The organism is Bacillus seohaeanensis (assembly GCF_042684945.1).
Lineage (GTDB): Bacteria > Bacillota > Bacilli > Bacillales > Bacillaceae_B > Rossellomorea > Rossellomorea seohaeanensis.
The window spans coordinates 1,280,210-1,294,365 of the sequence record NZ_JBHUMF010000031.1; the positions used below are offsets into that span (position 1 = coordinate 1,280,210).

Sequence of the window (14,156 nt, forward strand, 5' to 3'; positions counted from 1 at the left end):
CTCACTTAAGACAAGCTCCTACTTAAGTTTATGCACAGCTTCTATAAAAATGTCACCTCGTTCTTCAAAAGTGCGATATTGATCCCAACTTGCACAAGCTGGTGATAACAAGATGACATCACCTTTTTCGGAATGGGTGTACGCAACGGGAACGGCCTTCTCTACATTATCGACATGATAAATAAAAGATATCCCTGCTAACTCTGCAGTAGACTTCAACTTATTCGCCGTTTCACCGAATGTTACTAAACATTTTACATTTTTCAAGAACGGAATGAGGTCATCAAAATCATTCCCTCTATCAAGCCCTCCTGCCAGTAAGACAATTGGCTCTTCGAAAGCATTTAGTGCACTTTTAGTTGCTAAACTATTTGTTGCCTTCGAATCATTATAAAACCTTCTTCCATTCCATTCTCTTACGAATTGTGTTCGATGTTTTACCCCTTTGAAGGTTGTTAGTACTTCAATAATTGCATCGTTTGAGACATTATAAATCTTTGCTGCAGCTACCGCACATAGTATATTTTCCAAATTGTGTGCACCAGGTAAAACAATTGACCCTAAATTAATGATTCTTTCGTTATTAAAGTAGATATACCCGTTATTAATATAAGCACCAGAATGGAGCACTTTTGATGTAGAAAAGAAAATAATTTGTGCGTTAGTTTTAGCCGTCATTTCAACTAAATGTTCTTGATCTGCATTTACTATTAAGTAATCCTTTTCCGATTGGTTTTTGGTTATATTTACTTTGGCTTCCCAATAATCCTCAATCGTACCATGATAATCAAGATGTGCCTCATATAAATTAGTAATAATAGCAACATGAGGGGTAAAGTCTTCTATCCCCATTAATTGGAAAGAGGATAATTCCACTACCATTTTTTCGTGTTCCGAAGCTTTTTGCGCGACCTCTGAAGCTACGGTTCCGATATTTCCTGCTATAAGTGGATTTTGATTTCCAGCCGACAGTATTTCATAAAGAAGTGTCGTTGTGGTCGTTTTCCCGTTTGTCCCCGTAATACCGATAATATCAGCTTCCGAGATTTGATAAGCTAACTCTACTTCCGTTAATACGGGTATTCCTTTTTTAATAGCACCAGCTACTAAAGGGTTATCGTATGGAATTCCAGGGTTTTTAATAATATATTGGAATCCTTCATCCAGTAACTCAATTGGATGCCCACCACATATTACTTTAATACCTTGTTGAAGCAACCCTTGGGCTTCTGGATTCTCTGCTAACGGTTTATAATCATTTACTGTCACAAAAGCTCCAAGCTTATGTAAAAGAGATGCGGCACTAACACCGCTTTTTGCCAAACCTAGTACCAATACTTTTTTATGTTGATATGTTGTAATATTTTTCAATTTATAACCACACCTCGATATAGATTCCTAATACAGCAAATAGTAAGCCTACCGTCCAAAATGTGACAACCACTTTCCATTCAGACCAGCCTACAAGTTCATAATGATGATGAAGCGGGCTCATGCGAAAAATCCGTTTTCCAGTTGTTTTAAATGAAATTACTTGTAAAATAACGGATAAAGTTTCAATAACAAAGACTCCACCGATTAATATTAAAATTATTTCCAGTTTAGAAAGTATTGCTACGGTAGCAATTGCTCCACCTAATGCTAGTGAACCTGTATCACCCATAAACACTTTTGCAGGGTGTGCATTAAATACTAAAAAGCCTAGAACAGCTCCTACAACCGCTACTGCAAAAATCGATACATCATATTGTGATTGATTCCACGCTAAGACTGCAAGAGCACCAAAAGCAATCGCAGCAGTTCCTGATACTAGTCCGTCTAAACCATCTGTCAAATTGACAGCATTAGAAAAACCAACTAGCCAAAAAATAATAAATAAAATATAAAAGAAACCTAAATCAATTGATATATCTGTTAAAGGGATTGATACCGAAGTAGAGAAATCATTTTGTTTAAAAATTAAATAGAATATAACAGATATTACAATTTGACCCAAAAGCTTTTGTTTAGAAGTTAATCCAAGATTCCTTTTCATTACTACTTTAATAAAATCATCTAAAAAGCCTAGCAATCCAAATCCTACCGTTACGAGCAGCAATAAGTATGTTTCTACACTTACTTCAGAAAACTTCCCTGTCATAACAAAGGTTGTAATCACAATGGAAAGAAGAAAGACTATCCCTCCCATTGTCGGAGTACCAGATTTTTTTTGGTGGGACTGTGGTCCCTCATCACGGATACTTTGCCCAAATTTTAAACGTCTCAAGAAAGGAATAAACAAAGGTGAAAGAATTACAGTGATTAAAAACCCCATTAATATTGTAAAAAAGATAACTTGTTCCATCATGTTTATTCCCCCCCACCGCTAATATCTGTGCTGTTACATTTCTGTCTACGAGCCTTATCATCTTTATTCGTCATATTTTCAATAATACCTTTGTAACAAATTTTATACATGTTTATCATTTCCCACTTTTCTAGTTTCATTTTTAAATGTAATAGTTTATTCATTGCAAGAATGTTTATCCCTATTAGAAGATGTTCAAAAGTCCGAGGAAAATAACGGTCCACATTTTTCATTAACATATAACACCACTACCCACTATATAAACTAGGTAGACTATGTCGCTTATAAGACTTCCATTCCCTTGAAACCCTTTTTTCCCCTCTTGCTATAGGAATTTTTATAGTTCTTTTAAAATTTGTCTAGCCACAGCGCTATCATCAAACTCTAGAATATTATTTCCGATGATTTGATATGTTTCATGACCCTTTCCTGCAATTAGAACAACATCGCCCTTCCCCGCTTTTCTTAAGGCTTGGTGTATTGCTTCTTTTCGATCTTCAATCAATTCATACTTATCACCTACCACTCCAGCTTCCATATCCGTAAGTATACTACTAGGATTTTCAGTACGAGGATTGTCAGATGTAAAAATTGCATAGTCCCCATATTGACATGCAATCTTAGCCATAATCGGTCTTTTCAATTTATCACGGTCACCACCGCACCCCACAACAACAAATATATTTCCTGTTGAAATAGACCTTATTGTCTGCAATACATTTTGAAGACCATCAGGAGTATGAGCATAATCAACAATAACAGAAAAATTTTGTCCTTCTCCAACTGTCTCAAACCTACCTCTTACACCTTGTATCTCTTGTAAGTATTCAATTGACTTCTCTAACGGGATACCTGCAGCATATGCTGTCGTGATTGCTGCAAGTGCATTATAAACATTGAATTTCCCAGCAAGCTTAGTTGATACACTCTTTTCTCCAAAAGGAGTAACGAGTGTAAAAGATGATCCACCTGCTGTTAACACTAAATCTCTCGCATGAAAGTGTGCTTCCGAGCTTAACCCATATGTAAAAACATGGGCTGCTGTTGAGCGAATAAAATAGTGTGCATTAGGATCGTCTAGATTAATTACAGCATACTTTGGGGATTTTTTGCTATAAATATTCCCTAAGCCTGCAAACAACAAGCTCTTTGCACTTCGGTACTCTTCCATTGTTTCGTGATAGTCTAAATGATCCTGAGAAAGATTCGTAAAAACAGCAATATTATAGTCACATCCATTTACTCTCCCTTGGTCTAATGCATGGGAAGAAACTTCCATAACAGCTGCATTTATATCTTTATCAATAAAACGTTTAAATGTCTGCTGTAAAGTTAAGCTGTCTGGAGTCGTATTTTGACTCGGTTCAAGCTCCTCTCCCATTTTAATATGCAATGTACCAATTGAACCTGTCTTTTTTCCATAACAGGAAAAAATATTTTCAATCAAGTGTGTGGTAGTCGTTTTTCCATTTGTACCTGTAACACCAACTAATAATAATTGATGAGACGGCTGCCCATAAAAATAATCTGCAAGTATAGCCATTGCACGCTTTGTATCGGGTACTACTACAACAGGAATATTAACGGCATCTAAAGGTTTTTCTGAAATAACAGCAACTGCTCCGTTTTCTTCAGCTTCCTTTACAAGCGTATGACTATCTATATCAAGCCCCTTTATACAAATAAATAGATCTCCATATCCTACCTTTTTATGATGGTTAGCTAGGTTTGAAATATTAGGATTTCCATCACCTTGTATAGTAAAAAACGGCAATGCCTTCAGCAAAGTGCGCAATCTCATCTTTTCAACTCCTTAGGCGTAGAAAGCAACCATTTTATATTTTACAAAAAAATCAGCTCGAAAGCTATCAACCTTTTAAATTAGATAAAGTTCAATTAGTGGGAGTTTCTTCCACTCCCAGCTAATTGTTAATCCTACTCTAAACTTCTTCGATTCTTCTAAGCTTAAAAGTCGGGGGACTGCCTGTTAACGCAGGTTAAAAACCAATCCATTTTACCAACCTAATGAAAAGGGCAGGGAGAAAACACTTAATCACCCTGCCCTACGCATTTTCACACTATCTAGTCGTATATGTCCGTGTATACCGAACTAGTAGCCTATTCTTCCTCGAGGTAGACCCTAACGGTCGAGCCTTCTTTTATTTTCACACCCGGATCAGGTGACTGACTAACTACCTTGTTTCCACTTCCACTTACATCTAAGTTCAGATTTACTAGTTGCTGTTGAAGCTCTCTTTTTGTTAATCCGATTAACTCAGGCGTTTCAACCATAGGTATGTCGTCCCATTTCATCTCTTTTTCTATTTGCCCTGTTCGCTTTGGAACCCCCATAGCTTGAAGGCTGTCTTCAATAATATTTCCTGCTATAGGTGCTGCTACAACACCACCAAATTGAATAGTTCCTTTTGGGTTATCAAGAGCCAAATATACGACTATTTGCGGGTCATCTGCAGGTGCTACTCCCATGAAAGATACAATATGATTATTTTCTAAATATTTTCCATCTTTCGCTTTTTGCGCTGTTCCCGTTTTCCCTCCTACACGATAACCATCAACAAACGCTTTTCCACCTGACCCTTGTGCAACGACACTTTCTAATGCTGTCCGAATTTGTTTAGATGTTTCTTCTGATATTACATTTTCCTTTGCCTGAGGTGTTTTCCTCATTATCACTTCGCCTGTTTCAGGATCTACTAATTCTTTTGCAATATACGGTTTATAAAGCGTTCCACCATTTACTGCAGCTGACACAGCGGCAACTTGTTGAATTGGCGTTACAGCCACCCCTTGCCCAAAGGCTGTAGTTGCCTGTTCAACTGGCCCGACACGGTCTAAATTAAAAAGTATTCCCTTTCCTTCTCCTTGAAGATCAATACCTGTCTTTTTACCAAATCCAAAATCTTTAATGTACTGAAATAGCTTTTCTTTTCCAAGTCTTTGGCCAAGCTCCACAAACCCTGGGTTACATGAATTTTGAACTACTTCTAAAAATGTTTGCGTTCCATGCCCTCCCCTTTTCCAACAATGCAAAGTGGAACCGCCTACCTCAATATGCCCTGGATCATGGAATTTTTCTTTATACAAATCTACTTTATTTTCTTCTAACGCTGCTGCAAGTGTAATGATTTTAAATGTCGAACCAGGCTCATACGTACTCCATATTGGCAAGTTACGATTATAAATCTCTTGAGATACATTTCTAAAATTTGCTGGGTCGAACGTCGGTCTTGACGACATTGCTAATATTTCTCCATTATTTGGGTTCATTGCTATAGCAATTATTCCTTCCGGGTTATACTTTGCTTGGGCATTATCTAATTCCCTTTCCACTATCGTTTGGATTTTACTATCAATCGTCAATTTCAAATCGTACCCATCCTCTGGTGCTTCGAAATCGTCTGCCATCTCTGGCATTCTCTTCCCTTTTGCATCAGAGAAAAATTTCACAGACCCTTTTTCTCCACTTAATTCTTCATCATAGGAAAGCTCAAGCCCCATCAGTCCCTGATTATCGATTCCAGCAAATCCTAATACATGAGATAAATAACTTCCATTAGGGTAATATCGTTTCGAATCTTCCCCAATATAGACTCCTTTTAAGTTTAAATCACGCACTTCTTTTGCTTTATCATAGGAAATTTTTCTTGCTTCATTTATTCGAACATTCATTGCTTGCTTCGTTACATATTTATATGCTTTTTCTACAGAAATATTAAGAACTGATGCTAGTTTTTCCGCAGTAGTAGAAGGATCTGTTATTTGTCTCGGAACAACAAAAACAGTCGGAGCACTCTGATTAGTTGCTAGCTCCTCACCATTGCGGTCTAAAATCTTTCCTCTTTCTGGTTCAAAAGGTATATTTCGACTCCATAGATCTTTAGCACCGCTCGTCAGCCAATCACCAAGAAAGAATTGGACATACCCTAACCTAATATCAATTACCGCAAAAATCATTACCCCAACGATTAACGACATCACTAACCTTTTTCTTACTGTAACATTAGAAACTCGCTTCACAAATGGAACCTCCCCTTATATGGCTCGTTCCATTATATGCTTGTACAGTCACTGATATGTGTTTGTTTTCCCCCTTGCACCCCTGTATACATTAGAAGTTATTTCACCTTCTAAAGCGCATCTATTACTGACGGTGGCTAATGAAGGCCTACCGCCAGTTGTTGCGGAACAAAAAGAAAGCGCCTGACAACTCTCTCATTGTATATAGTACTTATGCTACGAGCAGATACTATATTTAATTTAGTGAGAGAAAGCAGGCACTTATCGTGTTTTTAATCCTGAGGCATCGATTCATTTTCTATAGGTTTTTCTTCAGGTGCATCAGGTGCTTTAAAGTTAACAACAAGCAGCTCATTTTCTTTAACAGGAGAATTCGGACGAAGATTCTGACTAGAAACATATCCATTACCGACTTTATTCAATTTTAGGTTCGCAACACTGGCGACTTTAAATACATCTCGCACAGACCATCCCTTCATATCAGGTACTGTCAACTGTCCTTCCGTACGGAGCATTACTTTTTCTCCTTCTAAAACCTCTTCCCCGGCTGCGGGCAGCTGCTTTTTAATGGTAGAGCCATTCCCAATGATGACAGGCTCTAATCCTTTCTTTTGAAGGTTTTCTACAGCCTCACTAACCTTTTCTCCACTAAGGTCTGACATTTCTAGTTTTTTTAGGTCAACCTTTTTTTCCGGTTTAATATTTAAATATTTTAAGCTGTTTTGCATAACAGGATTAAATACTTTAGATACCGGGACCGATCCGATTTCCGTAACAGGAAGCTCGGGTTGCTGCACACCAACATACACAATTAATTGCGGATCATCTTTAGGTGCCATACCGATAAAGGAAAATAAATAATTTTCTCTTCCATACATATATTGTCCATTTTCTCCTGGTATTTGAGCAGTTCCCGATTTTCCAGCAACATCGTACCCTTCAATCGCAAATGGTCTCCCTGTTCCGACATCACTTGTTACAGTTGTCGCCAAGTATTCACGAACTTTCTTAGCCGCTTCAGCTGATATAGGATTTCCTGCCACTTCCGGTTTTGTTTGTTTTACTACTTTATCAGAATTCGAATCTACTATTTTATCAATAACATACGGCTTCATCATTTTCCCGTCATTCGCAATCGCTGTCTCTGCTTGAATCATTTGCAAAGGGGTTACTGTAGTACCTTGTCCAAATATTGTCGTCACTTTCTCAATCGGATAATGGTAAAGAATTTTCCCACTCGCTTCATTTGGCAGTCCGACATCGGTTGTCTCCCCAAATCCGAAGCGTTCCAGGTAGTCTTTGAATTCCTCTTCTCCGATTTTTTCAAGAAGTTTCGCAAAAGCAACATTAGAGGAGCGCTGGACTCCTTCAAGGTAAGTGATTGTTCCCCAACCATTTCCATAATTATGATCTCTTATAAGCGTTCCCAATACATCATATGTTCCTGATTCATAATAACCATTAGGATCAAAAACACCACTGTCAACAGCTGCAGCTAACGAAAAAGATTTAAATGTGGAACCCGGCTCATAAGTATCCTCCACAATCATGTTTCGCCAATTCCCATCTAACCCTTCCCGTGTATCAGGGTGAAAGGTAGGTCGTTCAGCCATTGCTAAAATTTTTCCTGTTTTAGGATCTGCGACAATAGCAAACATTTTTTTAGGTTTATAATCTCTCGCTACTTCATTCATTGCCTCTTCTAAAAATGTTTGGATTTTTTTATTTATTGTTAAATAGACATCGTTTCCATTTTTCGGTGGAGTTACATGCTCCTCTGTATTAGGTAGAAGGTATCCCCAAACATCGCTTTTATATTGAATTTTCCCATCAGTACCACTTAGAAATTCATTTAAACTCTTTTCAATCCCCATTTTTCCAATTGTTTTTGTATTTCCATTATCTAAAGTTTCTTTTTGAGCGAATCCGATTAGATGGGAAGCGAATGTCCCATTAGGGTAAAATCTTTTTGATTCTTTTCTAAATGTAATTCCCGGTAGTTCCTCCTTGCTTATTTTCTGCATTAACTGGTGGGTAAGATCTCTCCCTGCACTTCCGAACTCAACTTGAAATGGGTCTCCTTCAATAGTTAACCTTTCATAGATTTCACTTTTTGACAAATCTATATACTTAGAGAGTACACTGGCAGTTTTATCCGGATCCGTTACATGTTTAGGATTTTTCGGATCAGAAGTGATAGAAGAATCTAAAATGGCCACTAATGTATAAGCGGAAGTATCTTCTGAAATTACTTCACCTTTTTCATCATAAATTGTCCCACGTTTGGCCTCTAATATCCCACTTTTTATATATTTTTTTGCGGCTTGGGAAGCAAGAGCTTTCCCTTCCGCTTCACCTGTCACTTGAATCGTTACAATCCTGACGATTAATACAAAAAAGAGCAGGCCGAAAAATGCAAAAAGCACGGCTGCCCCAATATTCATTCCTGGCCTTTTTTTTGTCATGGCTATTCCACTACCTTAACATTTTGTTCTTTTAAATTAAGCCCTAATTCTTTTGCTCTTTCCAAAATTCTCTCGTATGTACTTAACTCGCTGACTTCTAATGCCAAATCATTATTCGTTTTTTCTTGCTTCTGAATAGTTGTTTCCATATGTTGTATTTCTTTATTCATATCATAAACAGCTGATTCAGTAGCAACAATCTTTACAGCGAAAATACAAAATACAATCGCAAAGATTGCGACTAAAAACTTTTCCCCTGGCGTTATGACCGAACGTTTATCTTCTCTTAACGGCTTCGTTTTCGGCTGCATTACTTGCTCAGTTGTCTGTTCTACTCTTTGCTCATACTTTTTAGCTAAATTACTCAAGGTTTACTCCCTCCCTACATATTTTTTATCTTTTGTTTTTTTCTGCAATTCTCAATTTAGCGGAACGCGCTCGATTATTTTGAGCAAGTTCCTCTTCACTAGGTAAAATTGGCTTTCTCGTGATAAGTTTTAATTCCGGCTCATAGCCTTCTGGAATAATTGGAAGTCCCGGTGGTAACTCAGGTCCAGATGCTTTTTCTTTAAAAGTCGTTTTGCATATTCGATCCTCTAAAGAATGGAAGGTAATTACGCTAATTCTACCACCTGGCTTTAAAATGCTGATTGACTTTTCGAGCGAGTCTTCAAAAGCCCCTAACTCATCGTTAACAGCAATCCTAATCGCTTGGAATACTCTCTTAGCAGGGTGTCCACCTTTTCTTCTTGCAGGTGCAGGTATTCCCTCTTTTATTAATTCTACTAATTCCCCTGTTGTTTCAATCGGGTGGTTTTCCCTTGCCGATTCAATTTTTCGTGCAATCTGCTTCGAGAATTTTTCTTCACCGTAACGGTAAAAAATTCTCACTAACTCCTCATACTTCCAATAATTCACGACATCGAATGCACTAGTGTCACCATCTAAATCCATTCTCATATCTAAAGGAGCATCGTGATGATAACTGAAACCTCTTTCTGGTGTATCCAATTGTGGGGATGATACACCTAAATCATATAAAATACCATCTACACTATTGACACCTAAGTTAGCAAGCTCTTCTTTTATGTAACGGAAGTTAGATTGAACAAATGTTATTTGGTTTTGATAATGCTTAAGTTTCTCTTTTGCATGAAGAAGCGCTGTTTCATCTTGGTCAAAACAATAAAGATGTCCTTTCTCAGATAATTGCTGTACTAAATATTCACTATGTCCAGCACCACCGAGCGTACAATCTACATATATTCCATCTTCTTTCAATGCAAGTCCATCTACTGTTTCTTTTAATAGTACTGTTGTATGTTCAAACATGGTGATTCACCTTTCTAAGTTGAATGTTTTGCCGTTATTCTATATATCGAATCCAATCATATTCTCTGCAATTTCGGCAAAAGAATCTTCTGATTGTGTGAAATAGTCTTCCCATACTGATTTATTCCAAATCTCAATTCGATTGGAAACTCCTAGAATAACACATTCTTTATCCAGCCCAGCATAGCTTACAAGGGATGAGGGGATGTTAACCCGCCCCGTCTTATCTAGCTCACTTTCCGTTGCACCAGAGAAAAAAAACCTTGTAAATGCACGGGCATCTTTTTTTGTTAGGGGCAAAGCTTTAAGCTTTTCTTCTAAAGCATTCCACTCGTCCATTGGGTAGCCGAATAGACATTTATCAAGTCCACGAGTAATAATAAAGGTTTTACCGAGGTTATCACGAAACTTCACCGGAATGATCAAACGGCCTTTATTATCAATGTTATGTTGATATTCACCCATGAACATATCCACTTTCCCCACTTTCTATCACAAATGTACCACATCCCCCCACTTTTCTCCACTTAAAATTATAATTCTCCCCATGCTAATTTTCTCCTGCCCTTTTTTGAAGTTTCACACAATTTTCTATTGACAAAAAAATTCCTTTATAGTAAGAAAAATGACCTTATTCGTTAGCTTTTAACGAATAAGGTCATTCCATCTCGAAAAGGGTATTATTGAAAACATTTTTCCCATTCTATTTCTTAACAGGGAACGCTTTAAACATATAGGAGCTTATGCATTCCATCAAATACATAGGGTTGATCTGTTAGTTCGTTAATAAACGAAATATCATATTTGTTCAGAAAATATAAGATGTTCCATGTCCTTTCCTGAGGTCCTCCATTTGGCCTTAAGCTTGATTCCAAAAAATTCAATTGCCTAAAAACAATATCATGCCGCTGCTTTAATGCTTTTTCTGATTTATTCAAGAGAAAATCAAATTGCTTTAAATGGAACTGCACGTTTTTTTCGACAATCGGCTCTAAGCTTTTATCTATTATTAAAGCTTTCTCCATAATATTTTTATATTTATTTTCAAGGTATTGTTTTGCATCGTTTAATTCCTGTTCGAAACCAGGATCTTGAATAGAATCCCAAAAAGACTGACGACTACTTTCCATCCCTTCTGTCATAACCTTTAAAGGCGTAACATTATATTGTTCCATCCTTTTTGCTGCTTCTCTTTCTATTATTGTAATATTAAGTCTTGGTACAACAGGCGGCATTTCCAAACCTACTAGCTCGAATGCCTGTTTGAGCTCTCCCCAATACGCTATTTCACCAGGACCTGCAATAAATGCTATAGATGGGAATAGCCACTCCTGCATTAACGGACGAGTGACAACATTATTACTAAACTTTTCAGGCTCCTTTTCTAATAAGGATAGAAGTTCTTGTCTTGTAAACATTACTTTCCCAGCCTTATCTTTGAAATAATCGCCGTCCGTTTCAAGTAATAAGCGTTCATTTTCCCATTGTAGAAATAAATTGGCTGCATTTTCGGAAACATCTAGCATAGAGGAAAATCCATTCCCTTTAACAATTTTTTGCTGCTCCAGAACAGATTCCGTTAGTTCTTTATTGCGATTGAGAAGTTCATGAAAGAATGTTGTCTCTAGCTTCCTTAATGGTGGGAACGCGGAATCAATCACTAATAATCCATATTCTTTAAACAACTCCATCGTGAGGTACGCAAAAAACTCTACAATGGTTTCCGTGCTGTTACTCGCTGTTATTAGCATCTGTTGTATCTTTGTTGTAAAAGAAGTTTCCCCAAATTCTTTTAATATTTCTTCTGTCCAATCTTTCATAACATCTTTCGAAAGATGTATATGTGAAGCCATTTTCTTTTCTAAAACCCGTTCTGGATATCCTTTTTTAACCATTTTTCCGTTTTTTTGAAGAAACACATGATTTATCTCTTCAAAATCATGATCTTCACCAGCTATCCAAAAGACAGGAACAACAGGATGGTTGAGTTCTTTTTCTTTTTCTTCAGCAAATTTTATAATCGAAATTACTTTATGTATTGTATATAAAGGTCCTGTTAGCAGGCCTGCCTGTTGTCCTCCTATTACCACAACTGCATCCTTTTTCAATCGTTCTAAAGATGTACGAACTTCTGTGGACGATGGTAAATTTTCCATATAAGCAGTAATGCAATCAACCAAACCTTGTCGCGCAAAGTCTCTCTCTTTAATATATTCAAGTCTTTTTGAATAGACGTTGTTAGCGTTTAGATTGTAATGAAAAAAAGAAGTAACAGGCTCTTCTTGTTGTAAGTATAATGAAGCAAAACGATTTGTTGCTGGAATACGTAAACTTTCCAGTACCATAGATTATAACTCCTTTTCTAACTTTATCTCGCTTTAATCGGCAGTGTAGTTCATCTTTATTATATGCGAAGAATACCCGTTCGATTATTATTTGATTGTATAACTACTACAGGTATCAAGGGACTTCTCTATCTCACCTATCTCACCCTAACGCTCAGTATATCATTCTACAATCGGAAAAGGAAAAATCTTGCCTATCTTATCTGACTATATAATCTTAACAAATCTCAGTATCAATCCAACAACCAAAAGTGATATGTAGGCAGTGGAAAACAATAAAAAGTTCACTCTCCAAAAACCTTTAAAAACCTTTTTAAAATGAACCTCACCTTTCTCCTTCCAATATACCATTGTAAATATAATTCCTACCATAAAAATACTAATTAGAATAACCCAAAGAAACGATTTTTCCCAGATGGAGATTATGATAAAATGAACAGATAATATAAGAAGGAACGTTGTGATATCAGTAGCAACATGAACTGCTTTTCGGTGGTTCTTTAATAGTTCTTTAGCCATAATAAATGTTAAAAAGTAACCTAAAAATGGAATAATAACAAACATTGAGACAATTGTTGAAATGAATGCTGCCACTCTATCCCTTCCTCTATAAACGTATTCTATTTTCTACAATTCACCATTTAACCCCAGATACTCCCATTCCTTTCCTTTCAATAACTGATAAAGTAAATGTATGGAAGGGATTCTTTTATCTTCCTTTTGTGCTTTTGAAATCAGTACTCCTACTATTGTTTCAAGTTCACTAGTCCGCTCAGCCTCGAAATCTTTAAACATTGATGAATAGTTATCAGAAGTGTTTTGACACACACTTTTTACATCGTCTATCTCAATCTTTCCATTCATTTCTGGGAACAAATACATTAGTTCTTCAAATAATTGAATCTGAACTTCTTGAAAAAATGGATTCTCTATGATTCTTCCATTTTTCACGTTTGTAATTGCGGTAAGAGGATTTATTAGGACATTTACAAATAATTTTTTTAATATCATTGTTTTATACTCTACTTCTAAGCGAAATGGAAACAAAGGAATAGAATCTTTAAACAAATAATCAAGTTTTTGTTCATTACCTTTAACTACTGCTACGCTTGTCGATCCAATTCCGTTATGACTAACCGAGATGTTACCTGATTTTACCGCTCCGTGTTCAACAGTCCCTACGAAAATATGGCGATGAGGCAAAGCTTCAATAAAAGTCAAATGAGCTAGACCGTTTTGAAGGAATAGTAAAGGGGTATTTTGGCTGATTTGTAGAAGGGTATTTTTAATAGAGTTTAAGTGGTATTGCTTTACAGCAACTATAACGAGGTCCACGTTACGCGCTTTACTTAAATCTTGACAACCTTCTACTTCTGTTTTTACGCAATCCTTTTTTACAATGAGCTCTATTGGTCGTTCCTTAAGAAGATTAGCTTGTTCTGCTGTTTTTGTTTGGCATACTACATTGTGATTTCTCCCTAAGTAACTTGCAAAAAGGAGACCAATCGCTCCGCCACCAATAATTCCTATTTTCATAAATGCTCCTTTTGTCCTTCATATTATCTATATACTAACAAAATTTCACTAGTAGGGAAACTTTTGTATCGTCGGTAATACATGTGGGCGGAC

At 36.7% G+C, this 14,156-nt stretch carries 12 protein-coding genes; all 12 read right to left on the reverse strand.

Annotation, left to right across the window (positions count from 1 at the left end):
- Nucleotides 1-18 precede the first annotated feature (18 nt).
- Nucleotides 19-1,371, reverse strand: coding sequence for a UDP-N-acetylmuramoyl-L-alanine--D-glutamate ligase (murD, locus tag ACFSUL_RS19455; RefSeq protein WP_377937648.1), 1,353 nt, complete (start codon nucleotides 1,369-1,371; stop codon nucleotides 19-21).
- A gap of 1 nt (nucleotide 1,372) precedes the next feature.
- Nucleotides 1,373-2,347, reverse strand: coding sequence for a phospho-N-acetylmuramoyl-pentapeptide-transferase (mraY, locus tag ACFSUL_RS19460; RefSeq protein WP_377937650.1), 975 nt, complete (start codon nucleotides 2,345-2,347; stop codon nucleotides 1,373-1,375).
- 2 nt (nucleotides 2,348-2,349) lie between these two features.
- Nucleotides 2,350-2,586: a hypothetical protein gene (locus ACFSUL_RS19465; protein WP_377937652.1), complete on the reverse strand. Its 237-nt coding sequence runs from the start codon at nucleotides 2,584-2,586 to the stop codon at nucleotides 2,350-2,352.
- A gap of 98 nt (nucleotides 2,587-2,684) precedes the next feature.
- Nucleotides 2,685-4,148 carry a UDP-N-acetylmuramoyl-L-alanyl-D-glutamate--2,6-diaminopimelate ligase gene (locus ACFSUL_RS19470; protein WP_377937654.1) on the reverse strand — a complete coding sequence of 488 codons (1,464 nt, stop codon included), beginning with the start codon at nucleotides 4,146-4,148 and terminating at the stop codon, nucleotides 2,685-2,687.
- A 317-nt stretch (nucleotides 4,149-4,465) separates the two neighbouring features.
- The gene (locus ACFSUL_RS19475) at nucleotides 4,466-6,343 is read right to left on the reverse strand and encodes a stage V sporulation protein D (RefSeq protein WP_377937791.1); all 1,878 of its coding nucleotides are present in this window, start codon (nucleotides 6,341-6,343) and stop codon (nucleotides 4,466-4,468) included.
- A gap of 314 nt (nucleotides 6,344-6,657) precedes the next feature.
- Entirely contained in the window at nucleotides 6,658-8,850 is a 2,193-nt protein-coding gene (locus ACFSUL_RS19480) for a penicillin-binding protein (RefSeq protein ID WP_377937656.1), read from the reverse strand.
- Between the two features lie 2 nt (nucleotides 8,851-8,852).
- Complete coding sequence (gene ftsL / locus ACFSUL_RS19485; protein WP_071412916.1) at nucleotides 8,853-9,218, reverse strand: cell division protein FtsL; 366 nt, start codon at nucleotides 9,216-9,218, stop codon at nucleotides 8,853-8,855.
- Nucleotides 9,219-9,243: 25 nt separating this feature from the next.
- Nucleotides 9,244-10,182, reverse strand: a complete 939-nt coding sequence (gene rsmH / locus ACFSUL_RS19490) for a 16S rRNA (cytosine(1402)-N(4))-methyltransferase RsmH (RefSeq protein WP_377937659.1) — start codon at nucleotides 10,180-10,182, stop codon at nucleotides 9,244-9,246.
- Nucleotides 10,183-10,221: 39 nt separating this feature from the next.
- On the reverse strand, nucleotides 10,222-10,653 hold the full coding sequence (gene mraZ, locus ACFSUL_RS19495) for a division/cell wall cluster transcriptional repressor MraZ (RefSeq protein WP_377937661.1): 432 nt from the start codon (nucleotides 10,651-10,653) through the stop codon (nucleotides 10,222-10,224).
- A 254-nt stretch (nucleotides 10,654-10,907) separates the two neighbouring features.
- Nucleotides 10,908-12,527, reverse strand: a complete 1,620-nt coding sequence (gene bshC / locus ACFSUL_RS19500) for a bacillithiol biosynthesis cysteine-adding enzyme BshC (RefSeq protein ID WP_377937664.1) — start codon at nucleotides 12,525-12,527, stop codon at nucleotides 10,908-10,910.
- Nucleotides 12,528-12,734: 207 nt separating this feature from the next.
- A complete protein-coding gene (locus ACFSUL_RS19505; RefSeq protein ID WP_377937666.1) occupies nucleotides 12,735-13,121 on the reverse strand; it encodes a DUF3397 domain-containing protein in 387 nt (128 codons plus the stop codon).
- A gap of 33 nt (nucleotides 13,122-13,154) precedes the next feature.
- Nucleotides 13,155-14,063: a 2-dehydropantoate 2-reductase gene (locus ACFSUL_RS19510; RefSeq protein WP_377937668.1), complete on the reverse strand. Its 909-nt coding sequence runs from the start codon at nucleotides 14,061-14,063 to the stop codon at nucleotides 13,155-13,157.
- Nucleotides 14,064-14,156 lie beyond the last annotated feature (93 nt).

Coding starts and splice junctions, on each gene's coding strand:
- mraY (WP_377937650.1), bottom strand. CDS start 2,347: ATGATGGAACAAGTTATCTTTTTTACAATATTAATGGGGTTTTTAATC.
- ACFSUL_RS19465 (WP_377937652.1), bottom strand. CDS start 2,586: ATGTTAATGAAAAATGTGGACCGTTATTTTCCTCGGACTTTTGAACAT.
- ACFSUL_RS19470 (WP_377937654.1), bottom strand. CDS start 4,148: ATGAGATTGCGCACTTTGCTGAAGGCATTGCCGTTTTTTACTATACAA.
- ACFSUL_RS19475 (WP_377937791.1), bottom strand. CDS start 6,343: ATGTCGTTAATCGTTGGGGTAATGATTTTTGCGGTAATTGATATTAGG.
- ACFSUL_RS19480 (WP_377937656.1), bottom strand. CDS start 8,850: ATGACAAAAAAAAGGCCAGGAATGAATATTGGGGCAGCCGTGCTTTTT.
- rsmH (WP_377937659.1), bottom strand. CDS start 10,182: ATGTTTGAACATACAACAGTACTATTAAAAGAAACAGTAGATGGACTT.
- mraZ (WP_377937661.1), bottom strand. CDS start 10,653: ATGTTCATGGGTGAATATCAACATAACATTGATAATAAAGGCCGTTTG.
- bshC (WP_377937664.1), bottom strand. CDS start 12,527: ATGGTACTGGAAAGTTTACGTATTCCAGCAACAAATCGTTTTGCTTCA.
- ACFSUL_RS19510 (WP_377937668.1), bottom strand. CDS start 14,063: ATGAAAATAGGAATTATTGGTGGCGGAGCGATTGGTCTCCTTTTTGCA.